This window comes from Rhodococcus sp. 06-156-4, assembly GCF_002259345.1.
In the GTDB taxonomy this organism is placed as follows: domain Bacteria; phylum Actinomycetota; class Actinomycetes; order Mycobacteriales; family Mycobacteriaceae; genus Rhodococcoides; species Rhodococcoides fascians_E.
In genome coordinates this window covers 92,333-118,227 of sequence record NZ_NPGB01000008.1, presented here as the reverse complement: position 1 = coordinate 118,227, position 25,895 = coordinate 92,333, and the positions used below count along the sequence as shown (strand labels likewise).

The 25,895-nt window shown below is 66.3% G+C and carries 25 protein-coding genes; 15 read left to right on the top strand and 10 right to left on the bottom strand.

Features of this window, described 5'->3' with window-relative positions; translation table 11 throughout:
- Positions 1-53: 53 nt before the first annotated feature.
- Positions 54-1,625, bottom strand: coding sequence for an MFS transporter (locus CH290_RS03720; protein ID WP_019663070.1), 1,572 nt, complete (start codon positions 1,623-1,625; stop codon positions 54-56).
- A gap of 135 nt (positions 1,626-1,760) precedes the next feature.
- Between CH290_RS03720 and CH290_RS03715 the strand changes: the two genes are divergently transcribed.
- Positions 1,761-2,936: a lipase family protein gene (locus CH290_RS03715; protein WP_230621055.1), complete on the top strand. Its 1,176-nt coding sequence runs from the start codon at positions 1,761-1,763 to the stop codon at positions 2,934-2,936.
- Between the two features lie 84 nt (positions 2,937-3,020).
- Here the strand turns inward: CH290_RS03715 and CH290_RS03710 are convergent, their stop codons facing one another.
- Complete coding sequence (locus tag CH290_RS03710) at positions 3,021-4,196, bottom strand: lipase family protein (protein WP_230621055.1); 1,176 nt, start codon at positions 4,194-4,196, stop codon at positions 3,021-3,023.
- A 135-nt stretch (positions 4,197-4,331) separates the two neighbouring features.
- Here CH290_RS03710 and CH290_RS03705 point away from each other — a divergent pair, with 135 nt between their 5' ends.
- The 4 genes from CH290_RS03705 (at position 4,332) to CH290_RS03690 (ending at position 10,417) form a co-directional block, all read left to right on the top strand.
- The gene (locus tag CH290_RS03705) at positions 4,332-5,903 is read left to right on the top strand and encodes an MFS transporter (protein WP_019663070.1); all 1,572 of its coding nucleotides are present in this window, start codon (positions 4,332-4,334) and stop codon (positions 5,901-5,903) included.
- A 66-nt stretch (positions 5,904-5,969) separates the two neighbouring features.
- Positions 5,970-6,407, top strand: coding sequence for an OsmC family peroxiredoxin (locus CH290_RS03700; RefSeq protein WP_019663071.1), 438 nt, complete (start codon positions 5,970-5,972; stop codon positions 6,405-6,407).
- Between the two features lie 219 nt (positions 6,408-6,626).
- Positions 6,627-8,969 (top strand): putative bifunctional diguanylate cyclase/phosphodiesterase, encoded by a 2,343-nt coding sequence (locus CH290_RS03695; protein ID WP_230621056.1) that lies wholly within the window; start codon positions 6,627-6,629, stop codon positions 8,967-8,969.
- Positions 8,970-8,998: 29 nt separating this feature from the next.
- Positions 8,999-10,417, top strand: a complete 1,419-nt coding sequence (locus tag CH290_RS03690) for a sensor domain-containing diguanylate cyclase (protein WP_019663073.1) — start codon at positions 8,999-9,001, stop codon at positions 10,415-10,417.
- Here the strand turns inward: CH290_RS03690 and mhuD are convergent.
- Positions 10,370-10,678 (bottom strand): mycobilin-forming heme oxygenase MhuD, encoded by a 309-nt coding sequence (gene mhuD, locus CH290_RS03685; protein WP_019663074.1) that lies wholly within the window; start codon positions 10,676-10,678, stop codon positions 10,370-10,372. The two genes, CH290_RS03690 and mhuD, sit on opposite strands and share 48 nt — an antisense overlap.
- Positions 10,679-10,714: 36 nt before the next feature.
- Here mhuD and CH290_RS03680 point away from each other — a divergent pair, with 36 nt between their 5' ends.
- Both CH290_RS03680 and CH290_RS03675 read left to right on the top strand, forming a co-directional pair.
- Complete coding sequence (locus tag CH290_RS03680; RefSeq protein ID WP_020110912.1) at positions 10,715-11,452, top strand: alpha/beta fold hydrolase; 738 nt, start codon at positions 10,715-10,717, stop codon at positions 11,450-11,452.
- Positions 11,453-11,457: 5 nt separating this feature from the next.
- Positions 11,458-12,264 carry an alpha/beta fold hydrolase gene (locus CH290_RS03675; RefSeq protein ID WP_019663076.1) on the top strand — a complete coding sequence of 269 codons (807 nt, stop codon included), beginning with the start codon at positions 11,458-11,460 and terminating at the stop codon, positions 12,262-12,264.
- Here CH290_RS03675 and CH290_RS03670 read toward each other — a convergent pair whose 3' ends face one another.
- The gene (locus tag CH290_RS03670) at positions 12,265-13,140 is read right to left on the bottom strand and encodes an HhH-GPD family protein (protein ID WP_033190151.1); all 876 of its coding nucleotides are present in this window, start codon (positions 13,138-13,140) and stop codon (positions 12,265-12,267) included. It abuts the gene before it with no gap.
- Between the two features lie 104 nt (positions 13,141-13,244).
- Between CH290_RS03670 and CH290_RS03665 the strand changes: the two genes are divergently transcribed.
- Entirely contained in the window at positions 13,245-13,868 is a 624-nt protein-coding gene (locus tag CH290_RS03665; RefSeq protein WP_019663078.1) for a carbonic anhydrase, read from the top strand.
- 77 nt (positions 13,869-13,945) lie between these two features.
- Positions 13,946-14,686, top strand: coding sequence for a hypothetical protein (locus tag CH290_RS03660; protein WP_020110910.1), 741 nt, complete (start codon positions 13,946-13,948; stop codon positions 14,684-14,686).
- Positions 14,687-14,689: 3 nt separating this feature from the next.
- On the opposite strand, the gene disA is transcribed toward CH290_RS03660, so the two are convergent.
- The 3 genes from disA to CH290_RS03645 all read right to left on the bottom strand — a co-directional run bounded on the left by disA (position 14,690) and on the right by CH290_RS03645 (position 18,053).
- The gene (disA, locus tag CH290_RS03655) at positions 14,690-15,787 is read right to left on the bottom strand and encodes a DNA integrity scanning diadenylate cyclase DisA (RefSeq protein ID WP_019663080.1); all 1,098 of its coding nucleotides are present in this window, start codon (positions 15,785-15,787) and stop codon (positions 14,690-14,692) included.
- A gap of 149 nt (positions 15,788-15,936) precedes the next feature.
- Positions 15,937-17,346, bottom strand: coding sequence for a DNA repair protein RadA (gene radA, locus CH290_RS03650; RefSeq protein WP_020110908.1), 1,410 nt, complete (start codon positions 17,344-17,346; stop codon positions 15,937-15,939).
- A 44-nt stretch (positions 17,347-17,390) separates the two neighbouring features.
- Positions 17,391-18,053: a copper chaperone PCu(A)C domain-containing protein gene (locus CH290_RS03645; RefSeq protein ID WP_371828088.1), complete on the bottom strand. Its 663-nt coding sequence runs from the start codon at positions 18,051-18,053 to the stop codon at positions 17,391-17,393.
- 447 nt (positions 18,054-18,500) lie between these two features.
- Here CH290_RS03645 and carD point away from each other — a divergent pair, with 447 nt between their 5' ends.
- The 6 genes from carD to CH290_RS03615 are packed head-to-tail and all read left to right on the top strand — an operon-like array spanning position 18,501 to position 23,634.
- Positions 18,501-18,989 (top strand): RNA polymerase-binding transcription factor CarD, encoded by a 489-nt coding sequence (gene carD, locus CH290_RS03640; RefSeq protein WP_019663083.1) that lies wholly within the window; start codon positions 18,501-18,503, stop codon positions 18,987-18,989.
- Between the two features lie 17 nt (positions 18,990-19,006).
- Complete coding sequence (gene ispD, locus CH290_RS03635) at positions 19,007-19,687, top strand: 2-C-methyl-D-erythritol 4-phosphate cytidylyltransferase (protein WP_019663084.1); 681 nt, start codon at positions 19,007-19,009, stop codon at positions 19,685-19,687.
- Positions 19,684-20,148, top strand: coding sequence for a 2-C-methyl-D-erythritol 2,4-cyclodiphosphate synthase (gene ispF / locus CH290_RS03630; RefSeq protein ID WP_019663085.1), 465 nt, complete (start codon positions 19,684-19,686; stop codon positions 20,146-20,148). Before ispD ends, ispF begins: the two co-directional genes overlap by 4 nt.
- Positions 20,149-20,171: 23 nt before the next feature.
- Positions 20,172-21,587 carry a cysteine--tRNA ligase gene (gene cysS / locus CH290_RS03625; protein ID WP_026347424.1) on the top strand — a complete coding sequence of 472 codons (1,416 nt, stop codon included), beginning with the start codon at positions 20,172-20,174 and terminating at the stop codon, positions 21,585-21,587.
- Positions 21,587-22,576: a 23S rRNA (guanosine(2251)-2'-O)-methyltransferase RlmB gene (rlmB, locus tag CH290_RS03620; RefSeq protein WP_019663087.1), complete on the top strand. Its 990-nt coding sequence runs from the start codon at positions 21,587-21,589 to the stop codon at positions 22,574-22,576. Before cysS ends, rlmB begins: the two co-directional genes overlap by 1 nt.
- 56 nt (positions 22,577-22,632) lie before the next feature.
- A complete protein-coding gene (locus CH290_RS03615; RefSeq protein ID WP_026347425.1) occupies positions 22,633-23,634 on the top strand; it encodes an iron-siderophore ABC transporter substrate-binding protein in 1,002 nt (333 codons plus the stop codon).
- Positions 23,635-23,651: 17 nt separating this feature from the next.
- On the opposite strand, the gene CH290_RS03610 is transcribed toward CH290_RS03615, so the two are convergent.
- From CH290_RS03610 to CH290_RS03600, 3 genes are read right to left on the bottom strand one after another with little or no spacing between them, the layout of a single operon-like run.
- A complete protein-coding gene (locus tag CH290_RS03610; protein ID WP_019663089.1) occupies positions 23,652-24,497 on the bottom strand; it encodes a 5-oxoprolinase subunit C family protein in 846 nt (281 codons plus the stop codon).
- Entirely contained in the window at positions 24,494-25,096 is a 603-nt protein-coding gene (locus tag CH290_RS03605; protein ID WP_033190152.1) for a 5-oxoprolinase subunit B family protein, read from the bottom strand. The genes CH290_RS03610 and CH290_RS03605 overlap by 4 nt, the downstream gene beginning before the upstream one ends.
- Positions 25,096-25,854: a LamB/YcsF family protein gene (locus tag CH290_RS03600; protein WP_019663091.1), complete on the bottom strand. Its 759-nt coding sequence runs from the start codon at positions 25,852-25,854 to the stop codon at positions 25,096-25,098. The genes CH290_RS03605 and CH290_RS03600 overlap by 1 nt, the downstream gene beginning before the upstream one ends.
- Positions 25,855-25,895 lie beyond the last annotated feature (41 nt).

Sequence of the window (25,895 nt, the reverse complement as noted above, 5' to 3'; positions counted from 1 at the left end):
TCTCGACATGCGCCCGGCCGGACGACAGGGCCGCATACTCGAAGGCTAGCGATTCAATCCGGCAGACTCCTGCTGTCCTGGGAATGATAGTGCGCCAGAAGCCTTTTCTCCTCGTCATGACGAGGGAATGCGAAGAACACGAGGACTGCTCCGACGACCACCACCGCGATCGCGGCCGCATACGACCGTTGATCACCGTCGAGAAACGCCTGCCTCGCGGCGTCGATGATCTGATCGCCGTACTGCGGATACCGCTCGGCCATGTCGGCCGCGGACGAAAAGGACTTCGTCAGGATCGACTGAGTCTCGGTACCGACCTGGCTCGCCTGCGGCGAATTCGCGATCGCGGACGTCAACGACGCTGCATATCCCGCCGTCAGCAGGGCCCCGAGCGTCGACTGCATGATCGCGCCGCCCAGATCGCGCTGCAGATCCGCCGTTCCCGACGCCATTCCTGCCCGATCGACGGGCACCGACCCCGTCAACGAGCGCGACGCCGGGGTACCGGCGAACCCGACGCCGATTCCGAGCAGCACGTAGCTCAGGGCGACGAACAGGTAGGAGACGTTCTCCTTCCAGGTAGCCCACGCGACGACGAGACCGAGAACGATGAACAAGTAGCCGAGCAGCAGCGTGAACCTCGACCCCTTCGACTCGACCAACTTCGCCGACTGCGGTGCGACGAGAACCATGGCGGCAGCCGCGGGAAGCGTCGACGCCCCGGCTTGCAGAGTGGAGTACTCGAGCACGTTCTGCAGGAATTGCTGACCGACGAAGATGACGCCCATCAGCGAACCGAAGACGATGATGCCCGCGAGCGCCGCCGCCCAGAAGGTCTTGCGGCGAGCGATGGACAGGTCGTACAGCGGGAACTCGGCACGTGCCTGCCGCAGCACGAACACCGCACCCGCCGCCAGGGCAATCGCCCCGAGTCCGATCGCGAGTGTCCCTTTGCCGTCGACCGGTGCGAAGTTGATGCTCAGCACGAGCGCCGCGATGAACACCACGGACACCATGCCGCCGAGGTTGTCCACCGGGTCGGTGGTCTCGTTGACGTGGGACGGTACGAGCACGGCAGCCAGCAGCAACGCCAGTCCGGCCAGCGGAAGCGTCACGAGAAACACTGCACCCCAGTGAAACTTCTCGAGCAGCGCCCCCGACAGCAGCGGTCCCAGTGCGGACAGGGCACCGCCCAGCGCAGACCACAGTGCAATGGCCTTGGTCCGCGCCGGCCCCGACCACAGCGCCGTGATCAACGCCAGCGTCGTCGGATACGCCAGGCCCGCCGACACACCTCCCAGTAGTCGTGCGCCGAACAGCACCTCGAAGTTCGGCGCGAATCCGGCGATCACACATGCCGGCACCGACAACGCCATGCCCAGCACCAGAAGCATCTTGCGGCCGTACCGGTCACCGAGCGCGCCCAGATACAGCACCGACGCCGCCAACCCGAGCGAATAGGCAACGGCGATCAGGTTGAGCTGCGTCTGGCTCGCGTCGAAGTCCCGGCCGATCTCCGGCAGCGCCACGTTCGCTACGGCAAGGTTCAGATTCGCCACCGCAGCGACCAGGATCAGAACGAACAACACCAGTCCGGCGCGGGCCGGCTTCGAGTCGAGGGGCACGACCGTCAGTCAAGCGCATCGCCCGCACACTGCGCCTCACCTGTTGGGTGCGAAGTTCTGCCGCCCCCTCTCGCTCGCAAGAGTGGGCGCGTCGTTGGCCTGCGACCCCGGTCTGTCCGCACTACGGTGACGGCTGTGACTCGAATCCGGTGCACGGTGCTCATCGCCCTCGTCGTGGCCTCGTTGGGAGCGGCACCTGCTCAGGCCGATCCGCTCACCGACTTCTACTCCGCACCCGTACCCGACATCGACGCGCGAGCAGACGGCGATGTCGTGCGATCGATCCGCGTCGGACCACCTCTCGGCGACGGACTCGGGCTGGACATCGACCGAATTCTTTACCGCACCACGAACACTCAGGGCGACCCGACGGTAGTCTCCGGCTACACGATGACACCGACCGCACCCTGGCCGGGGCCAGGCCCGAGGCCCGTCATCGCCTACGCCCCGGGAACATCCGGGATGGCCGACCGATGCGCCGGTTCGGCAGTGCTGGGAACCGTCGGGTCTTCCCCCGCTGTCCTACCACTCCTCCTCGCCGGATACTCCGTCGCCGCCACCGACTACGTGGGCCTCGGAACCCCGGGCGGGCACACCTACCTCGAACGAGTCGACGCAGCTCACGCCCTGCTCGACGTCGCACGCGTCGGCGCCGGGGACTCGGACGCACCTGTCGTCCTGTTCGGCTACTCCGAAGGCGGCCACGCCGCGGGGGCCGCGGCAGAACTGGCGGCGTCGTACGCACCGGAACTCGACGTCCGCGGCTCGTACATCGGCGCGCCACCGGCCGATCCGACGCTCAACATCGACAACCTCGACAACACGCCGCTTGCTCCTGCACTGCTCTACGCTGTCGGCGGGCTGATCAACGCGCACCCTGACGACGCCGAACGACTTCGCTCACAATTCAATTCGAACGGTCAGGCCCTGCTCGACGAGTCACAGAACTGGTGCTCGACCGATATAGCCGCCAACCGGCTCCTGCGATCGACCGACCTCACCTCCGACGGCCGATCCCTCGCAGCACGGCTCGCCGAGGAGCCCGCGGCATCGCTGATGCGCGCGAACACCGTCGGATACGGAATGCCGAGCGCCCCGGTTCTTCTGTCGCAATCCGTCGCCGACGACACCGTGCCGATCCAGCAGAGCCGGACACTCCGAGATCGCTGGACAGCAGCCGGATTCACCGACCTCACCTACATCGAGTACCCGATCCCCCGCGTCCCGGTTCCCGGCGTCAACCACGCCCCCGGTGGATTGATCGCCTATGGCGACGTCATGCCCTGGATTGCGGGCCTCCTCGCGCGCTGATCCCGGCCCACCCCCGGCCCAGCCCGGCCCACCCCCGGCATCGATGCCGGGGGTGGGCCGGGCTGGGCCGGGGGTGGGCCGGGATCAGCGCGCGAGGAGGCCCGCAATCCAGGGCATGACGTCGCCATAGGCGATCAATCCACCGGGGGCGTGGTTGACGCCGGGAACCGGGACGCGGGGGATCGGGTACTCGATGTAGGTGAGGTCGGTGAATCCGGCTGCTGTCCAGCGATCTCGGAGTGTCCGGCTCTGCTGGATCGGCACGGTGTCGTCGGCGACGGATTGCGACAGAAGAACCGGGGCGCTCGGCATTCCGTATCCGACGGTGTTCGCGCGCATCAGCGATGCCGCGGGCTCCTCGGCGAGCCGTGCTGCGAGGGATCGGCCGTCGGAGGTGAGGTCGGTCGATCGCAGGAGCCGGTTGGCGGCTATATCGGTCGAGCACCAGTTCTGTGACTCGTCGAGCAGGGCCTGACCGTTCGAATTGAATTGTGAGCGAAGTCGTTCGGCGTCGTCAGGGTGCGCGTTGATCAGCCCGCCGACAGCGTAGAGCAGTGCAGGAGCAAGCGGCGTGTTGTCGAGGTTGTCGATGTTGAGCGTCGGATCGGCCGGTGGCGCGCCGATGTACGAGCCGCGGACGTCGAGTTCCGGTGCGTACGACGCCGCCAGTTCTGCCGCGGCCCCCGCGGCGTGGCCGCCTTCGGAGTAGCCGAACAGGACGACAGGTGCGTCCGAGTCCCCGGCGCCGACGCGTGCGACGTCGAGCAGGGCGTGAGCTGCGTCGACTCGTTCGAGGTAGGTGTGCCCGCCCGGGGTTCCGAGGCCCACGTAGTCGGTGGCGGCGACGGAGTATCCGGCGAGGAGGAGTGGTAGGACAGCGGGGGAAGACCCGACGGTTCCCAGCACTGCCGAACCGGCGCATCGGTCGGCCATCCCGGATGTTCCCGGGGCGTAGGCGATGACGGGCCTCGGGCCTGGCCCCGGCCAGGGTGCGGTCGGTGTCATCGTGTAGCCGGAGACTACCGTCGGGTCGCCCTGAGTGTTCGTGGTGCGGTAAAGAATTCGGTCGATGTCCAGCCCGAGTCCGTCGCCGAGAGGTGGTCCGACGCGGATCGATCGCACGACATCGCCGTCTGCTCGCGCGTCGATGTCGGGTACGGGTGCGGAGTAGAAGTCGGTGAGCGGATCGGCCTGAGCAGGTGCCGCTCCCAACGAGGCCACGACGAGGGCGATGAGCACCGTGCACCGGATTCGAGTCACAGCCGTCACCGTAGTGCGGACAGACCGGGGTCGCAGGCCAACGACGCGCCCACTCTTGCGAGCGAGAGGGGGCGGCAGAACTTCGCACCCAACAGGTGAGGCGCAGTGTGCGGGCGATGCGCTTGACTGACGGTCGTGCCCCTCGACTCGAAGCCGGCCCGCGCCGGACTGGTGTTGTTCGTTCTGATCCTGGTCGCTGCGGTGGCGAATCTGAACCTTGCCGTAGCGAACGTGGCGCTGCCGGAGATCGGCCGGGACTTCGACGCGAGCCAGACGCAGCTCAACCTGATCGCCGTTGCCTATTCGCTCGGGTTGGCGGCGTCGGTGCTGTATCTGGGCGCGCTCGGTGACCGGTACGGCCGCAAGATGCTTCTGGTGCTGGGCATGGCGTTGTCGGTGCCGGCATGTGTGATCGCCGGATTCGCGCCGAACTTCGAGGTGCTGTTCGGCGCACGACTACTGGGAGGTGTGTCGGCGGGCCTGGCGTATCCGACGACGCTGGCGTTGATCACGGCGCTGTGGTCGGGGCCGGCGCGGACCAAGGCCATTGCACTGTGGTCTGCGCTGGGCGGTGCCCTGTCCGCACTGGGACCGCTGCTGTCGGGGGCGCTGCTCGAGAAGTTTCACTGGGGTGCAGTGTTTCTCGTGACGCTTCCGCTGGCCGGACTGGCGTTGCTGCTGGCTGCCGTGCTCGTACCGTCCCACGTCAACGAGACCACCGACCCGGTGGACAACCTCGGCGGCATGGTGTCCGTGGTGTTCATCGCGGCGCTCGTGCTGAGCATCAACTTCGCACCGGTCGACGGCAAAGGGACACTCGCGATCGGACTCGGGGCGATTGCCCTGGCGGCGGGTGCGGTGTTCGTGCTGCGGCAGGCACGTGCCGAGTTCCCGCTGTACGACCTGTCCATCGCTCGCCGCAAGACCTTCTGGGCGGCGGCGCTCGCGGGCATCATCGTCTTCGGTTCGCTGATGGGCGTCATCTTCGTCGGTCAGCAATTCCTGCAGAACGTGCTCGAGTACTCCACTCTGCAAGCCGGGGCGTCGACGCTTCCCGCGGCTGCCGCCATGGTTCTCGTCGCACCGCAGTCGGCGAAGTTGGTCGAGTCGAAGGGGTCGAGGTTCACGCTGCTGCTCGGCTACTTGTTCATCGTTCTCGGTCTCGTCGTCGCGTGGGCTACCTGGAAGGAGAACGTCTCCTACCTGTTCGTCGCCCTGAGCTACGTGCTGCTCGGAATCGGCGTCGGGTTCGCCGGTACCCCGGCGTCGCGCTCGTTGACGGGGTCGGTGCCCGTCGATCGGGCAGGAATGGCGTCGGGAACGGCGGATCTGCAGCGCGATCTGGGCGGCGCGATCATGCAGTCGACGCTCGGGGCCCTGCTGACGGCGGGATATGCAGCGTCGTTGACGTCCGCGATCGCGAATTCGCCGCAGGCGAGCCAGGTCGGTACCGAGACTCAGTCGATCCTGACGAAGTCCTTTTCGTCCGCGGCCGACATGGCCGAGCGGTATCCGCAGTACGGCGATCAGATCATCGACGCCGCGAGGCAGGCGTTTCTCGACGGTGATCAACGGTCGTATGCGGCCGCGATCGCGGTGGTGGTCGTCGGAGCAGTCCTCGTGTTCTTCGCATTCCCTCGTCATGACGAGGAGAAAAGGCTTCTGGCGCACTATCATTCCCAGGACAGCAGGAGTCTGCCGGATTGAATCGCTAGCCTTCGAGTATGCGGCCCTGTCGTCCGGCCGGGCGCATGTCGAGAGGAGTCAGACGCTATGCCCACACGTACATCGCGCACTGCATGGAACGGAACTCTGGAAGCCGGTTCGGGTCAGGTGGAACTCACCAGTTCCGGCGCAGCAACGTTCGACGTCTCGTTTCCCAAGCGTGCTGCCGAGAACGCCGACGGCACCACCAGTCCGGAAGAGCTGATCGCTGCGGCGCACTCGTCGTGCTACGCGATGCAGCTGTCCGCCCTCATCGCGGAGGCAGGTGGCACGCCGCAGAGTCTCGAGGTCAAGGCCGAGGTCTCTCTCGGACCGGACGACCCAGGGTTCAAGCTGACGGGGATCGCGCTGACCGTTCGCGGTGAGGTCGACGGCCTCGACGCCGAGGGCTTCGCGAAGGCAGCGCAGGCCGCGAAGGAGACATGCCCGGTCAGCAAGGCTCTCACCGGTGTGGAGATCACCCTCGACGCAGCGCTCGAGTCCTGACGGCCGACCATCGAAGAAAACGGGCTGATCGCCCGAAATTGTGACCTGTCACTGAAGAAGTGAGGGAGGCTAGATAACCTTCCAACCGTCGTGTCTGAGATCCTGGACAAGTCGAGCAATCCGAACGGCAAACGGCATCGAATGCAGTTCGTACGCCTGACGCGATTCGAACAAACGGACACGACGGTGGTTGGGACCCGGAAAGGACTCACTCGGGGCATGAGGTGGTCGAGCTTCCTGTCGGTAGGGCTGGTGGGTACCGGCGTCTACTTGTGGCTGCCGAGCGGATTGCCCAGGATCTCGGTGTACGCGCTGATCACCGCCGCCTGCGTCGTGACGTTCGCCTGCGTCAGCAAGCACCGGAGCCTCGCCAACCGACCCACGTGGTTCTTCCTGCTGATGGGCCTCGTGGCGTGGGGCCTCGGCGATCTGATCACCGCGGTGTATCTACTGGGCGACACAACCGTGCCGATGGTCTCGCCGGCCGACGCCGCCTACCTTCTCGGGCACGCTGCGTTCATCGTCGGTGTGCTCCTGATCCACGACGACAACGGCCATCGCGTTCTCCGGTTGGAGGACGCACTGGAGGGCTCGATCGTTGCCACCGGCGTCGGGCTGGCTGCGTGGATCTTCGTCGTCGGCAGCCGCCCGGACATCTCCCTCGGGTTCGATGCGTTCTCCGAGTACTGGCCTGTGGTGGTCTACACCACCGCAGACGGCTTCGTCGTCTCGTTGCTCGTCATCCTCCTGTTGTCCAAGCGTGCACGAACATTGCCGTTCACGATGACGGCGGCGGGTTTCGTGACGTTCGCGGTGTCGGCGTGGATCAATTTCCTCGCCGTCGAGCGGTTCGAATTCCGCGACACGAGCGTGGTCAGCGCGGGATGGCTCATCGGCTACATCCTTCTGACGGCGGCGACCCTGTATCCGCCACAAAAACTCTGGACCGTGCCCGACGAGAAGCCGAGACGGGTCGTCGAACGCACTCGGCTCGCTGGGCTCAGTGCAGGCATTCTGCTGTCTCCCGTCGTGATGGGCATCGAACTCGTACGCGGCGTGCCGGTCTCCGAATGGGGCTGGGTCGTGTTCGGGTCGTCGGTTCTTGCCGTCGTACTGGTCGCGGCGCGGATGGCATGTTTCCTGGCGGCGCTGCGCCGACAGGCCGAAGCGTTGTCCATCGCCGCGGTGTCGGACCCGGTGACGGGGCTGGCCAACCGACGCCACCTCGAAGAACTTCTCGACCGCTCCCTCGCCGACGCCGGTGCCTGTGGTGTCGTCGTGTTCGTCGTCGACGTCGACCGCTTCGCGCAGATCAACGAGACCTTCGGCTATCCGGTCGGGGATCGCGTGCTCCGTGAGATCGGGCAGAGGTTGTCGGCGGCAGCGGCGAGCGATTCCGTCGTCGGGCGTCTCGGCGGTGACCAGTTCGTGGTGTCCCTGGCCGCGGACCGGTTGGTCGTCTCCACGTCGGTAGCTGCGGATCATTTTCGCAGCGCAGTCAGCGAGACCATGTTCGTCCGCGACATCAATGTGGCTCTGGACGCGACGGTCGGCGTCGTGGAGTCCTCGAAGCTTGCCGTCGTCGACGCCGAGGCCCTCCTGCAGCACGCCCACGTCGCGCTCACCTTCGCCAAGCACGGCCACGAACGCTCGTCGCTGTACAGCCCGGCTATGGACTCCGACCGCCACGATCAGATGCGACTGCTCGGGGAACTCGAAACCGCCATCCGCGAACGGCAACTGCGGGTGTTCTTCCAGCCGTGCATGGATCTGAAGACGGGCCGGATCTCGGGAGTCGAAGCACTGTTGCGGTGGCAGCATCCACGCGAGGGCCTCATTTCGCCCTGGTCGTTCCTCCCCGACGCGGAACGCTCGGGTCTGCTCCCTTCGATCACCGCCTACGTCCTCGACGATGCGCTGGAATGCTGCAGCACCCTCCGCCGAAATCGGTCGGACTTCCGCGTGTCCGTCAACCTCTCGGTCCGCAACCTGCTGGACGCCACCTTGGTGGAGAACGTGGCCACCGCCCTGCAATCCCACCGTGTCCCTGCATCGGCGGTGCAGTTCGAGGTCACCGAGACCACGGCCATGACCGACCCCCGTCGTTCCGTCGATTCGCTCGTCGCGCTCCGGGATCTGGGCGTCTCGCTCGCCATCGACGATTACGGCACCGGCTACAGCTCGTTGGCCTACCTGAGATCCTTGCCGGTCCAGACCCTGAAGATCGACAAGTCGTTCGTCACGGCCATGAACAGTCAACCGACCAATGCGTCGATCGTGCGGTCGACCATCGATCTCGGCCGGAGCCTGGGCATGACCGTCGTCGCGGAGGGCGTCGAGGACGCCAAGACTCTCGAACGCCTGCGCGCACTCGGGTGTGACGGTGCACAAGGGTTCCACATCGGTCATCCGGTCCCCGAGGAAGAACTGGAGACCTCGATCGATCGAATCGAGAGCCTCGTCGGGGCCGGCCGACCGAGCCCCGAATCGCACCCGTCACTGCCCTCGTCATCGGCTTCTCATGGTGCGAAAGCCGTCGGATCGGCAGCGAATCGAAACTGAACATCGAGGAGCCACAGGTCGCGGACTGGGTGGCAGAATTCGCCGCGATTGCCGAACGTTCGCCCGACGCGATGTACCTGCGGGGCGCGGACGGTCATGTGGCGTACGCCAATTCGGCCGCCCAGGGGCTCGTCGGGGCCGGGGCGGCCGGCATCGAGTTCAGGGAATCGCTGCGTGTCGCAGGAGATGTCGACCCAGTCCTGCGGGCACTCGGTGCAGGTGGCGTCTGGACCGGAGACAGTGTCCTGCGGCACGTGCGTTCGGGCGCCGACATCCCTGTCTGGGTATCGGCGTTCGTCGTCACGGGACGACATGCTCGCACGCCTGTCGTGGCCGTCGTCGCACGCGACCTTCGCGGACGGTTCGACGTCGAGTGCCGCCTGCGCGAAGCCGTCGCGGACGCCGCTGCCCACGCGCGTGAGCAGCGGACGGTCGCCGACCTGAGTCGAACTGCGTTGACTGCCGGTCGGTCTCGTATTCTCGCCGAGGCGACCGACGCTGCTGCGGCGCTCGCCGGGATGGACTGTGCCGTCGTCTTCGAGCCGAGCGCTCCGGATCGCTCCGAACTGTTGGCCGTGTCCTACTCCGGTCCCAGCGCCCCGCCGTCCGCAATTCCGTTGTCGCGCTTGTCGCATGCTGGACTCGCGTTGCGCTCCGACGCTCCGGTCACGTGCGCGGACCGGGACACCGAAACGAGATTCCCGACGGATTTCATGGTGGCACGAGGCGTGCGCAGCGGCGCCGCCGTGGTCATCGAAGGATCGGATGAGCCGTGGGGAGTGCTCGCGGTGTACAGCGCGGAGTCAGGGGAATTCAGCGACGGAGAGCTGGCCTACCTGCAGACGGTCGCAGGTGTGGTGTCCGCGGCGATGCGCAGGCAGGACCTGGAGACGGAACTGCGTCGTCGGATAGCGCACGATCCGTTGACCGGTCTGGCCAACAGGGTGCTGGTGCGTCAGCGCATCGCAGACGTGAGGGTCCACGGGAACCCTTGTCCGATAGCGGTTCTGGTGGTCGATCTGGACAACTTCAAGATGATCAACGACACCCTCGGTCACGCGGTGGGTGACCGGGCGCTCCAGTTCGTGGCGACTCTCCTGGCAGATGCCGTCGACCAGGGCGACATCGTGTCGCGGTTCGGCGGCGACGAGTTCGTCGTCCTGCACCTTGGACCCGATCCTGTGGGTGTGGCGATGCGCATTCTCGAGGGACTCGCAGTGTCGTTCGGAATCGACGGCTTCGACATCACCGTCGCGGCCAGCATCGGCATCGCGGTGGACGAGAACTACACCGCCGATGCCGACGACCTGTTCCGGCGCGCCGACTCGGCGATGTACACCGCGAAGAAATCACGAACGACGGGGTACGCGGTGCACGGACACTCGGACCCGCGGCACGGGTCAGCGCCCCGGAGTCACATCCAGCACGACCTCGAATTCGAGCAGTGACGCCCCCGAGGCGACCGGCTTCGCGCGTTCACCGGAATGAGCGGCCCTGGCAGGTCCCGACGCCCACTGCTGGAAGGCCTCTTCGGTCTCCCACTGCGTGACGACGAAGTAGCGGTCCTCGCCTTTGGTGGGGCGGAGAAGTTGGAAACCGAGGAAGCCGGGTGAACCCTCGACGGCACCTGCTCGTGCAGCGAAGCGCTTCTCCAGCTCGGGGCCAGCGCCCTCGGGAACCTCGATTGCGTTGATCTTGACGACAGCCATGACGCCAGATTACCTGCGCGGCTACCATCGTCCTCGATGCTGCACGACGAGGGTGGAGACGGCCCGCCGATCCTGCTGCTGCACGGGCTCATGGGCAGCTCCGGGACGTGGCGGCGCGCCCTTCCCTGGCTGCGCACCCTCGGCCACGTCCATACGTACGACGCTCCGGGCCACCGGCGTCCGCCGCCCTCGACATTGACCACCGAAGCCTTCGTCGAGGATCTGGCGGCGCATGCCGAGACGCTGGGCGGGGCGGCGGTGATCGGCCACTCGATGGGCTCCCTGCACGGATGGTGCCTGGCCGCTGCCCGTCCGGAACTGGTGACGGCCCTCGTCGTCGAGGACATCGCGCCGGACTTCCGTGGCAGGACGGCCGACGCCTGGGCCGCGATGATCAGGAACTGGCCGCAGCCGTTTCCGACGGAGGCCGCCGTCCTCGACTACTTCGGGGAGGTGGCGGGCCGATACTTCCTGGATTCGTTCACCCGACGGGAGGACGGGTGGTACCTGCACGGTGAGGTTTCGACGTTCGAGGCCATCTCGTCGGAATGGGGAAGGCGGGACTTCTGGGCGGAATGGGAAGCCGTCGACGTGCCGTCGTTGCTTCTCGAAGGTGAGTTCGGGATCACACCCGACGGGCAGATGGCGGAGATGCACGCGCGGAACCCGAAGTCCGAGTACGTGTTCGTGCCCGGCGCGGCCCATCTGATCCACGACGAGTCCCCGCAGATCTACCAGGAGGCGGTGACGAGCTTCCTGACCGCACTACGATGACGCGAATGTCGTCGGCGAAGCTCAACGGAATCGAAATCGACTACGAGGTCACGGGCTCCGGCCCCCTCGTGGTCCTGGTGATGGGAACCGGCAGCCCGGGACGAGTGTGGAAGGCGCATCAGGTGCCCGCGCTGGTGACGGCCGGTTTTCGGGTCGTCACGTTCGACAACCGGGGTGTTTCGCCGTCGTTCGAGGCCGGCCGGTCCATGATGCTCGACGACCTCGTCGCCGACACGGCCGCGCTGATCGAGCATCTCGGTGGCATGCGAGCACGCGTCGTCGGTACGTCGATGGGGGCGCGCGTCACGCAGGAACTCGCGCTCGCCCGACCCGACCTCGTCTCCCACGCCGTGATGATGGCGACGTACGGGCGGTCGTCGACGATGCAGAAGGCGTGGTCGCAGGCCGAACGCGATCTGTACGACGCCGGGATCACGCTCCCCGCGTCCTACCGTGCGGCGATGACCGCGATGAACAACTTCTCGCCCGCAACGCTGCGGAACGAGCAAGCGATCGCGGATTGGCTTGCCGTGCTGGAATTCTCGGGTGGGCAGCCGACTGCGGGCCGACGCGCACAGATCGGTCTGGAGATGCGCGCGGGCACCGAGCGGCTGACGGCGTATCGCAAGATCACCGCGAAGTCGCTGGTCATCGGATTCGCCGACGACCGATTGATCCCGGCGCACCTCAGCCGTGAAGTCGCCCAGGCAATTCCGGGAGCACGCTACGAGGAGATCCCGGACACCGGGCATTTCGGCTACCTCGAACGACCCGACGTCGTCAACAAGGTTCTGGCGGACTTCCTGCGCTGATCAGCCCTCGCCCGCCAGACAGAACAGACCGGACTCGGTCTGCTCGACCAGACCGTCGAGCAGCAGCGAATCCAGCGCCCTGTCGCGCTGACCGGGATCGGTGAGCCACACGATGTCCAACTGCGCCCGTTCCACCGGGCCGGGACTCTCCCGCAGCACGGACATCAGCTTTCCGCGCACCTGTCGATCGGTGCCGGCGAACTTCTGCACCTTCTTGGCCGGACCTGTGTACGCCGGTCTCCCCGCGTCGATCCACGAGCACTTCGGCAGCGGACACAGCAGGCAGGCCGGGTTCTTCGCCGTGCAGATCAACGCGCCGAGTTCCATCAGAGCCGCCGAGTACCGCGCCGCGCGAGCCTTCGGGCGGGGGAGCAGGGCGTCCACGTCCGCGAGATCACGCGTCGTCGACGGATTACCCGGCTCCGCCTCGCCGTGCACAGCACGGGCGACGACACGACGAACATTGGTGTCGACGACCGGAACTCGCCGACCGTAGGCGAAGCAGGCCACCGCACGCGCGGTGTACGCGCCGATACCGGGCAATCCCAGGAGAGTGTCGACGTCGTCGGGCACCACGTCACCGTGCTCGGACGCCAGGACCGACGCGCATTCGTGTAACCGCAGAGCCCGACGCGGATAGCCGAGCTTGCCCCAGGCCCGCAGAACCTCGGCCTGCGACGACGCCGCCATCTTCGACGGAACGGGCCACTTCCGAACCCACTCCTCCCAGATCGGAGCCACGCGAGAGACCGGTGTCTGCTGGAGCATGATCTCGCTCATCAGTATCTGCCAGGCAGTCACTCCGGGCCGACGCCACGGCAGATCCCGCTCCTCGGCATCGAACCAGCTCAGCAACGCTGCCGTATCGATGGGCACGTGTCCTCAACAGCCTTTCGTCCGCGCGACGGTCCGGTGGCCGTCCGGGACCGGCGAGGGAACCTGACTCGCCGGTAATCGTCGACCCATGCACAATGACTTACATGCCTGCCTCCAACCCAGCATCAGCATGGAAGTCTCTCAAAGAGGGTAACCAGCGTTTCGTCGCCGGCGCCCCCCTGCATCCCAGTCAGGGTATCGAGGACCGCACCAGACTCGCCGACGGCCAGAGCCCCCGCGCAATTCTGTTCGGTTGCGCGGACTCTCGCGTCGCCGCCGAGATCATCTTCGATCAGGGCCTCGGGGACATGTTCGTCGTGCGCACCGCCGGCCACACCGTCGACTCGTCCGTGCTCGGCTCGATCGAATACGGCGTAGCCGTGCTCGGTGCGCACCTCATCGTCGTCCTCGGACACGACAAGTGCGGCGCCGTCAGGGCCACCACGGACGCACTCGATTCCGGCGACATCCCCGGCGGCTACATCCGCGACGTCGTCGAACGCGTCACCCCGTCGGTCCTGTCGGCCAGGCGCGACGGCTACACCGACGTCGACGATTTCATGGCCCGCCACGTCGAGGAAACGGGCAACCTGCTCATGCAGCGCTCCCGAATCATCGCGGAGAAAGTCGAATCGGGTGATGCCGCCATCGTCGGATTGACCTACAAGTTGTCCGAGGGAAGTGCGCGATTGCGAGAGGTCATCGGCGACATCGGCGAGAAGCCCTGACGTAAATACCCAGGTCCGACGCGACACGCCGTATGTGCTTGCGGGATGGCTGAGCTACCGCCAATTACGGTAGTTCTGTGTTGCAACCAACCGGGCCGCTGCCTCCCGAAATCTATTGGCGTCGTCGCGCACTCGCCATCGGTGCTGCCGTCGTCGTGCTCGGTTTGATCGTGTGGTTCATCAGCTCGCTCGGTGGCGGTGAGGACGATCAGCAGACCCAACCGGCGGGCGTCGTGTCGAGCGCAAGCCCCTCGACCACGGCCCCGTCGTCGACGAGTTCTCAGCAGCAGGCGTCCGCATCGGACGGCGGCTCGGGTGGGTCCGGCGGTTCGGGAGGATCCGGTGGCTCCGGCGGCGGCGCTCCCGCGTCGTCGGGAGCCTCGGGAACCTCCGCTGCTCCCGCTGCGGATCTCCCGGTGGCCTCCAACCAGTGCGCGGATCAGAGTCTCGCGATCAAGGCGACGCCGGACAAGGCGACGTACCGAGTCGGCGAAGAGCCAGGATTCACCGTCGTCATCACCAACATCAGCTCGACGGAATGCCAACGTGACGTCGGTGCCGGTCTGCAGCAGGCTCTGGTGTTCACCCTCGACGATCAGCGAATCTGGTCCAACACCGACTGCTTCCCGGACGCCCAGTCGGACCTGCGGTCCTTCAAGCCGGGTGAGCAGGCAGGGTTCACGGTCAAGTGGTCGGGAACCAACTCGGTTCCCGGTTGCGGTGAAGAACGCGTCCCCGTCGGCGCCGGTTCCTACAAGGTGATCGCCCAGCTCGGTGAACTGCGCAGCTCGCCGGAACCGTTCAACATCACCACCTAGACGTCAGTCGAACGGCCCCGCGATGGACGATTCGGCCAGGCGCGACAGGCCTTCTCGGATGTGCCGGGCCCAGAGGCCGCCGATGCCCTCGACCGATTGCAGGTCGGCGGCGGTGGCCGCGAGAAGCCCCTGCAGAGTGCCGAAGGATGCGACCAGACGGTGGATCTGGCTGAACTGCAGACGCGGTACCCGCGTCAGTACCCGGTAGCCGCGCGGGCTCATCGGAGTGTCGAGGGCCTCGATCGTCGCGGGATAGCCGAACGCACGCGCCAACGTCGTCAGGTCGAGAAGGTCGACGTCGGTCAGCTTGTCCAGAGCGCCGAGCGCACGCTCGACCGCTGCCGTGCCCGCAGGTTCCGTGCCTGCCAGGTAGTCCCGGACGACGAGTTGACGGTCGATGTCGTTGTCGCCGAGCAGCTCCTCCAGCTGCAGCGCCAATTGCCTTCCGTCCGTGCCGAGTTCGAGAACGTTCTGTTCGATCTCCACCGACACGCGTCGCACCATCTCGAGCCGCTGCGCGACGGTCAACGCGTCCCGCAGGGTCACGAAATCCTCGATCTCGACGACCGACAGTTGCCGGGTGTTGTCGTCGAGACGCGCTTTGTAGCGTTCGAGAGTCGCGACGGCCTGGTTGGCGCGCGATTGAATCGTCGCGGAACCTTCGACGACATGCCGGATACCGGCGACGTAGACGCTGACGATGCTCATCGACTGGCTGACGGAGACGACCGGGTAGCCGGTCTGCATCGCGGTCCGTTCCGCTGCGCGGTGCCGCGTACCGGATTCCACGGTGGGGATCTTGTGGTCGGGCACCAGCTGAACGTTGGACCGCACGATCCGCTTGCCGTCGGTCGACAACACGACGGCGCCGTCCATCTTCGACAGTTCTCGCAGTCTCGTCGGGGCGAACTCGACGTCCAGCTCGAATCCGCCGTCGCAGATGGCTTCCACTTCGTCGTCGTAGCCGAGCACGATCAACCCGCCGGTACGGCCTCGCAGGATGCGCTCGAGCCCGTCACGGAGAGCAGTGCCGGGGGCAAGGCGGGCAATGGTCTCCCGGAGAACAGGGGACGTCGGCTCGCCGCGTGTCGAGTCGGTCATGCTCATCCCCTCGTCGATGTCGGCGTTCACGGATGCAGGGGTGGTGCGTGTCCTGCAGGAAAGAGGTTACGTGAGCGGGAGTGGAGCCCGCGGAATGACCCGATTATGCGGGAGTGGAGCCCGCGGAATGACCCGAATTTGCGTGCTGACTAGCGAGAGCGGGGACGGACGGAGGTCAGGGCGTCGGCGAGGTTGGTGACTGTTCTGACTTTCATTCCGGCGGGCATCGGGTCGTCGTGTGGAGGGGTGATGGCGTGGGTGAAGCCGAGGCGTGCCGCTTCGGCGAGTCTTCTGCCGAGGCCGGACACGCGGCGGATCTCGCCTGCGAGGCCGACTTCGCCCAGGATGACGAGGCCGGGATCGAGTGGCACGTTGTTGACGCCGGATGCGACGGCGGCGGCGAGGGCCAGGTCCACGGCGGGTTCGGTGGTTTTCATACCTCCGACGGTGGCGGCGTAGACCTCGCACTTGGCGATCTTGAGGCCGCAGTGTTTCTCGAGGACCGCGAGGATCATTGCGACGCGGGCGGAGTCGAGGCCGCTGACGGCCCGTCTCGGTGACGGCATGTGTGTCTCGACGACGAGTGCCTGCAGTTCGGCGAGCAGGGGGCGCTTGCCGTCCATGGTGACGGTGACCGCCGTGCCTGCGACGGATTCCGTCCGGTGGTGCAGGAACAGCCCGGATGGGTCGGAGATGCCGACGATGCCCGTCTCGCGCAGTTCGAAACAGCCGACCTCGTCGGATGCGCCGAATCTGTTCTTGACGCCTCGGATCATCCGCAGGGTGGAGTGTTTGTCGCCTTCGAAGTGGAGGACGACGTCGACGAGGTGTTCGAGGGACCTCGGTCCGGCCACCGCGCCGTCCTTCGTGACGTGACCGATGAGCAGTACCGCGACTCCGGTCGTCTTGGCGAGCGAGGTCAGTGCACTGGTGATGGCGCGTACCTGGGTGACGCCGCCGATGACTCCGTCGACGTCGGCGGCGAGCATCGTCTGCACCGAGTCGACGATGAGCAGGCTGGGCTTGACCTGCTCCACGTGCCCGAACACCGTGGCAAGGTCCGATTCGGCGGCGAGGAACACACGCTCGTGGACAGCCCCGGTGCGGTCGGCACGCAGACGTACCTGCCCGGCGGACTCCTCACCCGTGACGTACAGAGCGCGTCTGTCCTCACCCGTCCGTGCCCACCGATGGACGACCTCGAGGAGCAGCGTCGATTTTCCGACGCCCGGCTCGCCCGCGAGAAGTACGACGGATCCGGGGACCAGGCCGCCACCGAGAACCCGGTCGAACTCGCTGATGCCGGTGGAATTGGCCTGGGACGTCGTGCTGCTGATCTGGGTGATCGCGGCAGCGGGCGACGTCGGGATCATCGGCGCGAGCGTCGACCGTGTGTTCCCGGCCCCGAGGCCGGACGCGCCTGCTCGGGTGGCGACGGGTGCGAGGACCGTGGCCTCGTCCATCGAACCCCAGCTACCGCACTCCGGGCAGCGCCCCACCCATTTGGCGACGGTGTGATGGCAGGCCGAACAGCGGTAGTTGGACTTCAGTTTGGCCACGGGAGAAGACTAGAGGTGACCACCGACATCGAATGCGTCGAAGATCAGTTGTTCCCGTCCGCGCCTTCTTCGACCTCGGTCTCGACGACGCTCTGCTCGGCTTCCGCAGCTTCGCCGTGCAGCTCCGCCTCGACGGGGGACTTCTCGGAGATGTTGCGCTCGAGGACCTGACCGGCGTCGACGGGAACGAGAAGCTCCACGTCGCCCGCGTCTTCGAAGGTGAAGGTGATCGGAACGGTCAAGCCCGGACGAACTTCCTCGCCGATGCCGTTGAGCTCGACGACGATGAACTGGAGCGGAATGTCGGGGTTGGTGGCCTCGTTGTCCACGGGCGTACCGGCGCCGAGTGCAGTCAGCGGTGCGATCTCGGTTCCACCCGGCTCTTCGCCGACGGTGATCGACGACGCCGCTGTCGTGGAGATGCGCGTCAGAGTGTCTGCGTTTGCGGGGCTGTTGTTGACGGCGATGAATCCGAGCTCCACCTTGCCGCCTGCCTCGATCGAGTACTCCTCGGTCTGCGGGTAGACGACGTGGACGTTGCGCAGCGAGATGTCACCGATGTCGGCGGAGTTTCCGTTGACGGCGGACACCTGCGTCGCCGTCTGCGAGATCTGGCCTGCGCCGCACGCGGACAGTGCGAGTACACCGCCGGCTGCGAGGGCGACAACGGCTGCCAGTCGCTTTCCGGGGCGTACCGCAGGCTCCAGGCTGGTACTGGTCTTCGGGTTCGCGGTCGCAGCAATGAACGCAGTCACTTCGTCGTCCTCCAGGTGTGGCCGGTGTCGATGGCGCGGGCGAGGCGGCTGCGTCGTTCAGCCGATTCGTCGGTCCACTAGGCAGAGTAGTAGTCAGCCCGCGGCGATGGATCGCTGGGGCGCGAACACGCTGTCCGATTGCCGACTTCTCGGCGTGTCGGCGGGGTGTCGATTGCATGCTCGGAGGGGTGAGAAAGCGCTGCTCCGTGTCGTCTGCGCCACACGGAGGAGGGATGCGAATCGGGGGTCGAGACCGGAGCCCGCGGGGCGACTCGAGAGGTCGGCACTGCACGTCCAGGCGCCCATGTCAACCCCTGCCGCGTCGGCTCCGTGCCCCTGACCTGCGCCGTTGATCCGGGCGCGTGGTAAACTGGGAAAATCGAAAGGGGCACGGGACACATGATTTTCAAGGTCGGAGACACCGTCGTTTACCCCCATCACGGAGCGGCGCTGATCGAAGCGATAGAAACCCGCACCATCAAGGGTGAACCGAAAGAGTACCTAGTTCTCAAAGTAGCTCAGGGCGATCTCACCGTTCGAGTTCCTGCAGACAACGCCGAATATGTCGGCGTTCGCGACGTAGTAGGACAAGAAGGACTGGACAAGGTGTTCCAGGTTCTTCGTGCGCCGCACACCGAAGAGCCCACCAACTGGTCCCGTCGATACAAGGCGAACCTCGAGAAGCTTGCTTCGGGCGACGTCAACAAGGTTGCCGAGGTAGTTCGCGACCTCTGGCGGCGTGAGCAGGACCGTGGATTGTCCGCAGGCGAGAAGCGCATGCTGGCCAAGGCCCGTCAGATCCTCGTCGGAGAATTGGCTCTGGCCGAGGGAACCGACCAGGCCAAGGCGGACACCATGCTGGACGAAGTACTCGCCGCAGCATCCTGATCACCAGCGACACCACGGTGACAGGATCCACCTCGGGTTCCGTCGTCGCACTCGTTCCGGCGGCGGGGCAGGGCCTGCGTCTTCAGCAGGGTCTGCCCAAAGCCTTCGTGACAGTCGGTGGCACCACACTTCTTCGACGCTCGGTCGACGGCCTGATCGCATCGGGATCCGTCGACCGAATCGTCGTGATGGTGCCGGAGGAACTCGTCGAGCACACACGTGACCTGTTCGCCGACGTCACCGTCGTTGCCGGTGCAGCAGAACGAACCGACACCGTCGCCGTCGGACTGAAAGCAGCCGAGGGCGCGGACATCGTTCTCGTCCACGACGCGGCCCGCGCACTGACCCCTGCGTCGCTGATCGCGCGCGTCGTGGCGGAAGTCCGAGCCGGCCGGGGCGCCGTCGTACCCGCACTGCCGGTAGCCGACACCATCAAGACCGTCGACCTCATGGGCGCGGTTCTGGGCACCCCCGAACGCAGCGGGTTGCGCGCGATACAGACGCCGCAGGGATTCCGCGCCGACCTTCTGCACCGCGCCTACGCGGAAGTTTCGAGCATCGCCACCGACGACGCAGGCCTGGTGGAACGTCTGGGCGAAACCGTCCACACCATCGTCGGCGACGCACTTGCCTTCAAGATCACCACTCCGCACGACCTTCTTCTTGCGGAAGCCATCGTCGGGCGGGAGAACTCATGAGAGTCGGGATCGGTACCGACGTCCACCCCATCGCGAAAGGCCGACCGTGCTGGCTGGCGGGCCTCGAATTCGCCGATGCCGACGGTCTGGACGGGCACTCCGACGGTGACGTCGCATCGCACGCGCTGTGCGATGCACTGCTGTCCGCGGCTGGACTCGGTGACCTGGGTTCGGTGTTCGGCACCGGCCGCCCGGAATGGGACGGCGTCAGCGGGGCTGCGATGCTGACCGAGGTCCGACGATTGCTGACGGAGAACGGGTTCTCCATCGGTAACGCTGCCGTACAGATCATCGGCAACAGGCCCAAGATCGGCCCGCGGCGCGCGGAGGCACAGGAAGTGTTGTCCGCGGTGCTGGGGGCGCCCGTGTCGGTATCGGCGACCACCACCGACGGTTTGGGATTGACCGGCCGCGGCGAGGGAATCGCCGCCGTCGCGACCGCACTTGTCGTGAGCGAGTAAATGCACCGGTAGGATTGCTGGTCGTGACCCTTCACCTATACGACACCGAGACGAGGGCCCTGCGGGAATTCTCCCCCTTGGTCCCTGGCCATGCTTCGGTGTACCTGTGTGGGGCAACGGTTCAGGGTGAACCGCACATCGGCCACGTTCGTAGCGGCGTCGCGTTCGACGTCCTGCGTCGCTGGCTGTCGGCGCACGACTACGACGTCGCTTTCATTCGCAACGTCACCGACATCGACGACAAGATTCTGAACAAGGCACGCGACGCGGGGCGCCCGTGGTGGGAGTGGGCCGCGACGTTCGAGCGGTCCTTCACGTGGGCGTACGACAAACTGGGTGTGCTTCCGCCGTCGGCGGAACCGCGCGCGACCGGGCACATCACGCAGATGGTGGAACTGATCGAGCGACTGATCGCATCCGGTCACGCTTACGCTGCCGACGGTGACGTCTACTTCGACGTCGTCAGCTTCCCCGACTACGGCGCGCTGTCCGGCCACAAGCTCGACGACGTCCACCAGGGCGAAAGCGTCGGCGCAGGCAAGCGGGATCCTCGCGATTTCACGCTGTGGAAGGCCGCCAAACCCGGTGAGCCGTCGTGGCCGACGCCGTGGGGCCGCGGTCGCCCCGGTTGGCACCTCGAATGCTCCGCGATGTGCGAGGCGTACCTCGGATCCGATTTCGACATCCATTGCGGCGGTCTGGATCTGGTGTTCCCACACCACGAGAACGAGCGTGCCCAGAGCAAAGCCGCCGGTGACGGCTTCAGTCGGTACTGGCTGCACAACGGGTGGGTGACGATGGGCGGCGAGAAGATGTCCAAATCGCTCGGCAACGTGCTGTCGGTACCCAACGTGCTCAAAAGTGTTCGGCCGCAAGAGCTTCGGTACTACCTCGGCAGCGCGCACTACCGCTCGATGCTCGAGTACTCGGACAACGCCTTGCAGACAGCGGCGGTCACGTACCGAGGCATCGAAGGATTCGTCAAACGGACCGTCGAACGCGCGGGCGATGTTCCACTCGGGACGTGGACCGAGGACTTCGCCGCGGCACTGAACGACGACCTCGGCGTACCCAAGGCTTTGGCCGCCGTCCATGCGACGGTCAAGGCAGGCAACAGCGCCCTCGAAAGCGGCGACCTCCTGGGCGCCGTCGAGCAGGCCTCGAAAGTGCGGGCCATGCTGTCGATTCTCGGCGTGGACCCGCTCGACGCACACTGGTCGTCGGAGGCAAGCGACAACGACGCTGTCGTCGGTGCGCTCGGTGTGCTCGTCGACGCAGAGTTGCAGCGTCGCGCGCAGGCGAAGATCGACAAGGACTGGCCGACGGCGGACGCGATACGCGACCGCCTTGCCAAGGCCGGCATAGATGTGACAGATACCCCGAGCGGGCCGGAATGGACCGTCGGGGACACGAGCAGTAACGACGAAGCAGGGCAGTGATGGCAGGCAATTCCAGTAGGCGCGGCGCAGTACGCAAGTCAGGCACCAAGAAGGGGCAGGTCGCCGGATCCGGTGGCAACCGTCGCCGGGGCCTCGAAGGGCGTGGCGCGACCCCTCCGGCCGAGGCCAGGACCAAACATCCGGCGTCGCGCAGGGCGAAGCTGGCGGACAAAGCCGCCCAGAACAGCGGCGGCAGGAACGGCGGCACTCGCCAGGGTGGTGGACGCGTCGCCAGTCGCAAGAACGACGACGGTCCCGAGGTCGTTCTCGGTCGCAACCCCGTCGTCGAATGCCTCCGCGCCGGCGTCCCCGCCACAGCACTGTGGGTGGCCGTCGGAACGGACAGCGACGAACGACTGAAGGAAAGCGTTCAGCGTGCAGCCGACGCCGGCATCTCCATCCTCGAGGTGCCGCGGTCGGACCTGGACAAGCTGAGCGCCAACGGTCTGCATCAGGGTCTGGCCCTGCAGGTGCCGCCGTACCGCTACGCACACCCCGACGACCTCATCGGCAACGCTCGCGCTCAGCAGGAGCCCGCACTGCTGGTTGCCCTCGACAACATCACCGACCCGCGAAACCTCGGTGCTGTCGTCCGGTCCGTTGCCGCGTTCGGAGGCCACGGCGTCGTCATTCCGCAGCGCCGAAGTGCAAGCGTGTCCGCCGTCGCGTGGCGCACCAGCGCCGGTGCCGCCGCTCGCCTACCCGTCGCCCGCGCAACCAACCTGACGCGAACGCTCAAGGACTGGCAGACCAAGGGCGTCACCATTGTCGGCCTCGACGCCGAGGGTGACACCACGCTCGACAACTTCGACGCCAGTGGCCCCGTCGCCATCGTCGTCGGCTCCGAGGGCAAGGGCCTGTCCCGTCTCGTCCGCGAGACGTGCGATTCCATCCTGTCCATTCCGATGGCCGGACCGGTGGAGTCCTTGAACGCCTCCGTCGCGGCCGGAGTCGTGCTGGCCGACATCGCACGGCAGCGCAGGCTCTGACCACACGGCTCCGAATCAGCTGGTAGGTTAGGCACACCTTAGAGAGGGTGTGTCGAATGATGTCGAAGAAGTCACGGCTGTACGCCGGTGTCGCGACGGCCGGACTGTTGCTCGGATCGGTCGCATGTTCGTCGGAGTCCGCTCCCGATACGGCGAGCGACACCAGATCCGTCGTCCACAAGCTGGGTACCACCGAGGTACCCGTGGACCCGGAGCGCATCGTCACGGTCGGGTACTCCGATCAGGACACCCTGCTCGCGTTCGGTGAGGTCCCGGTCGGCGTCACCGACTGGTACGGCGACTATCCGGACGCGACGTGGCCGTGGGCGCAGGATGCCCTCGGCGACGCCCACCCCGAGGTGTTGAACCGGGGCCAGTTCACCGGTGCGGCCAACATCGATTTCGAGGGCATAGCGAAGCTCGAACCGGACCTGATCATGGCGCAGTACATCGACGTGAGCACCGACGCGTACGCCAGGCTTTCGGAGATCGCACCTACGGTGACGGGTTCGCCCGACTATCCGGATTTCGGTATGCCGTGGCAGGAAAGCGTGCGTCTCGTCGGCGACACGCTGGGCGAGGCCGACAGAGCTGCAGAGCTCGTCCAGAGCGTCGACGCCGAACTCGGCGAGCAGCGCGAGGCCCACCCCGAATTCGAAGGAAAGACAGTAGCGGTGGTCGAATCGGGTGAGCCCGGTTCGTTCTGGGTGCGGTCACCCAACGATCAGCGGTCCCGCCTGCTCACTTCGCTCGGATTCGTCATCCCGCAGCAGATCACGGACCTTGCAGGGGATCTCGATGCATTCGAGATCAGCACGGAACAACTCGGGATGCTCGACCTCGACGTTCTGGTGTGGAACACCGGGGGCACCGAAGGCACGAGCGACCGAATCAGAGCGACACCCACGTATCAGGTGCTGAACGTGGCCAAGGACGGACGGGACGTTTTCGTCGACGACCCCATCGTCTCCGGCGCCCTCACATGGGGCAGCGTCCTGAGTCTGCCGTTCGCGATCGACGCGCTCGTCCCAGAGTTGGCGGCTGCTGCGTCGAAGTGACGCGCAGGCCGAGGCATCTATCGAGGACCGAAGCGCACCGAGTCGCCCGGCCGTAGCTGCCCCAGCCGCGATAGGTCGGCGTCGCGCACCACGCCGATCACCGGGTAACCGCCGGTGACGGGGTGGTCGGCCAGGAAGACGACGGGTTTGCCGTCCGGAGGCACCTGTAGAGCTCCGATCACCATTCCCTCGCTGGGCAGTTCAGTGGAGTCGGTGCGCACCAGTGCGGTGGCGCTTTCGAGGCGTACGCCGACACGATCGGCGTCGGCGGTGACGGTCCATTCCTGCTCGAACAGTGCCGACGGATTGTCGAACCAGTCCGCACGTGGACCCGGCACGATCCCGATCGGCCCGGATGATGTGACTTGCGGCGCCAGTTCTGTTGCGGGCCAATCGGATACGTCGTCGCCGACCGCGAGGATGGTGCCTGCCTCGAGCGGCGGGGGTCCCAGGCCGGACATCGTGTCCGTCGACCGGCTGCCCAGAACCTTCGGGACGTCGACGCCGCCGCGCACGGCCAGATAGGTTCGAAGGCCCGACGTCGGTGTGCCCAGGCTCAATTCGTCGCCGTCGTTCAGAATCAGCGTGCACTCCATGCCGTCGGCGATGCCGCCGACCGTCACCGGGCACTCCGCACCGACGACGGCGACGACCACCTGTCCACGCGCCCGAACGCGGAGGCCACCGAAGGTCGCTTCGAGGGTTGCGGCGTCGACGGTGTTTCCGACGAGTCGATTCGCGGCGTCGTGTGCAGCCCGGTCCGCGGCGCCCGACCAACCGACGCCGATCCCGGAATGCCCGGGACGACCGCGGTCCTGGACGGTGCACAGGGGGCCCGGGGTGAGAACCTCGAGGGATTTCATCGTTGTTCGAACCGAACTGTGACGCCCGGCCGGAGCAGTGCCGGTGGATCACGTTCCACGTCCCACAGCACGGCATCGGTCCGGCCGATGAGCTGCCAACCACCCGGTGAACTGCGTGGATACACTCCGGAGAATTCACCGGCGAGCCCGACGGACCCGGCGGGCACCGTCGTACGCGGTGTTGTTCTCCGTGGCACGGTCAAGCGGTCGTCCTGACCGACGAGATAGCCGAATCCCGGTGCGAAGCCGCCGAATGCGACCGTCCACGTCTGCTCGGTGTGCGCCCGGACGACCTCGGCGACCGTCAGGCCGGTGGCCTCGGCGACGTCGCTCAGGTCCTCACCGTCGTAGGTGACGGCTACGACGACGGTGTCGGTGTCGTCCTCGACTTCCTGCGCGGACGGTTCGGTGCTGCGAACCCAGGCGAGTACGGCGTCTCGATTTCCGTTGTGCCGAACCAGAACTGTCCGTGTGGCCGGGACGAGGTCGACCACCGAGTCGATCCGCGATGCCGCCAACGACCGGTAGTTCGCCATGGCGTCGGCGAGATCTGCGTATTCGACGAGCACTGCCCGGTCTCCGGCGTAGCGGACGAACATCAGACGAACGCGGTGATGTCGATGTCGTTGTCGGACAGTATGTTCTGTACGGCCACGGCCATCTCGACGGCGCCGGGAGAGTCCCCGTGGACGCACACCGATTCCGCGTCGATCCGTACGGTCGACCCGTCGATCGCTTCGATCGTGCCCTCCTGCACCAGGCGCAGAACTCGCCTCGCCACCTCGGTGGGATCGGACAGGACCGCATCGGCTTCCCGCCGGGACACCAGTTCTCCCGACGGTGTGTAGGCGCGGTCCGCGAACGCTTCGCTCACCGTACGAAGGCCGGCCTGGCTCGCTTCCTCGAGGAACACCGAGCCGGGAAGCCCCAGAACCGGAAGCGCGGGATCGTAGGTGCGGACGGCATCGACGACGGCGCGGGCCTGCTCGCGATGGCCGACGATCGCGTTGTACAGCGCACCGTGCGGCTTGACGTACGAGACAGCGGAACCCGCGGCACGAGCGAGACCGTCCAGGGCGCCGATCTGATACAGCACGTCCGCAGTCAGGTCGGCCGGTTCCATGTCGACGAAACGCCTGCCGAAGCCCGCGAGATCGCGATACCCGACCTGAGCGCCGATACGAACTGCATTGTCGACAGCAGCCCGGCACGTCGCCAGAATCGTCGTCGGATCACCCGCGTGAAACCCGCACGCGACATTCGCGCTCGTGACGAGGGTCAGCATGGCGTCGTCGTCGCCGAGCTTCCACGTGCCGAAGCTTTCGCCGAGGTCGGAATTCAAATCGATGGAAGGCATCGTCGACGATTCTATGCGGCCCGAGGTGACCGAACGGCACA

What these genes read in the sequence shown, in the direction of transcription:
- rlmB (WP_019663087.1), top strand. Translation starts at nt 21,587, where the DNA reads ATGGCAGGCAATTCCAGTAGGCGCGGCGCAGTACGCAAGTCAGGCACC.
- ispF (WP_019663085.1), top strand. Translation starts at nt 19,684, where the DNA reads ATGAGAGTCGGGATCGGTACCGACGTCCACCCCATCGCGAAAGGCCGA.
- CH290_RS03605 (WP_033190152.1), bottom strand. Translation starts at nt 25,096, where the DNA reads ATGTTCGTCCGCTACGCCGGAGACCGGGCAGTGCTCGTCGAATACGCA.
- CH290_RS03695 (WP_230621056.1), top strand. Translation starts at nt 6,627, where the DNA reads ATGAGGTGGTCGAGCTTCCTGTCGGTAGGGCTGGTGGGTACCGGCGTC.
- CH290_RS03700 (WP_019663071.1), top strand. Translation starts at nt 5,970, where the DNA reads ATGCCCACACGTACATCGCGCACTGCATGGAACGGAACTCTGGAAGCC.
- CH290_RS03610 (WP_019663089.1), bottom strand. Translation starts at nt 24,497, where the DNA reads ATGAAATCCCTCGAGGTTCTCACCCCGGGCCCCCTGTGCACCGTCCAG.
- mhuD (WP_019663074.1), bottom strand. Translation starts at nt 10,678, where the DNA reads ATGGCTGTCGTCAAGATCAACGCAATCGAGGTTCCCGAGGGCGCTGGC.
- disA (WP_019663080.1), bottom strand. Translation starts at nt 15,787, where the DNA reads ATGACCGACTCGACACGCGGCGAGCCGACGTCCCCTGTTCTCCGGGAG.
- carD (WP_019663083.1), top strand. Translation starts at nt 18,501, where the DNA reads ATGATTTTCAAGGTCGGAGACACCGTCGTTTACCCCCATCACGGAGCG.
- CH290_RS03675 (WP_019663076.1), top strand. Translation starts at nt 11,458, where the DNA reads ATGTCGTCGGCGAAGCTCAACGGAATCGAAATCGACTACGAGGTCACG.
- CH290_RS03665 (WP_019663078.1), top strand. Translation starts at nt 13,245, where the DNA reads ATGCCTGCCTCCAACCCAGCATCAGCATGGAAGTCTCTCAAAGAGGGT.
- CH290_RS03615 (WP_026347425.1), top strand. Translation starts at nt 22,633, where the DNA reads ATGATGTCGAAGAAGTCACGGCTGTACGCCGGTGTCGCGACGGCCGGA.
- CH290_RS03600 (WP_019663091.1), bottom strand. Translation starts at nt 25,854, where the DNA reads ATGCCTTCCATCGATTTGAATTCCGACCTCGGCGAAAGCTTCGGCACG.
- CH290_RS03680 (WP_020110912.1), top strand. Translation starts at nt 10,715, where the DNA reads ATGCTGCACGACGAGGGTGGAGACGGCCCGCCGATCCTGCTGCTGCAC.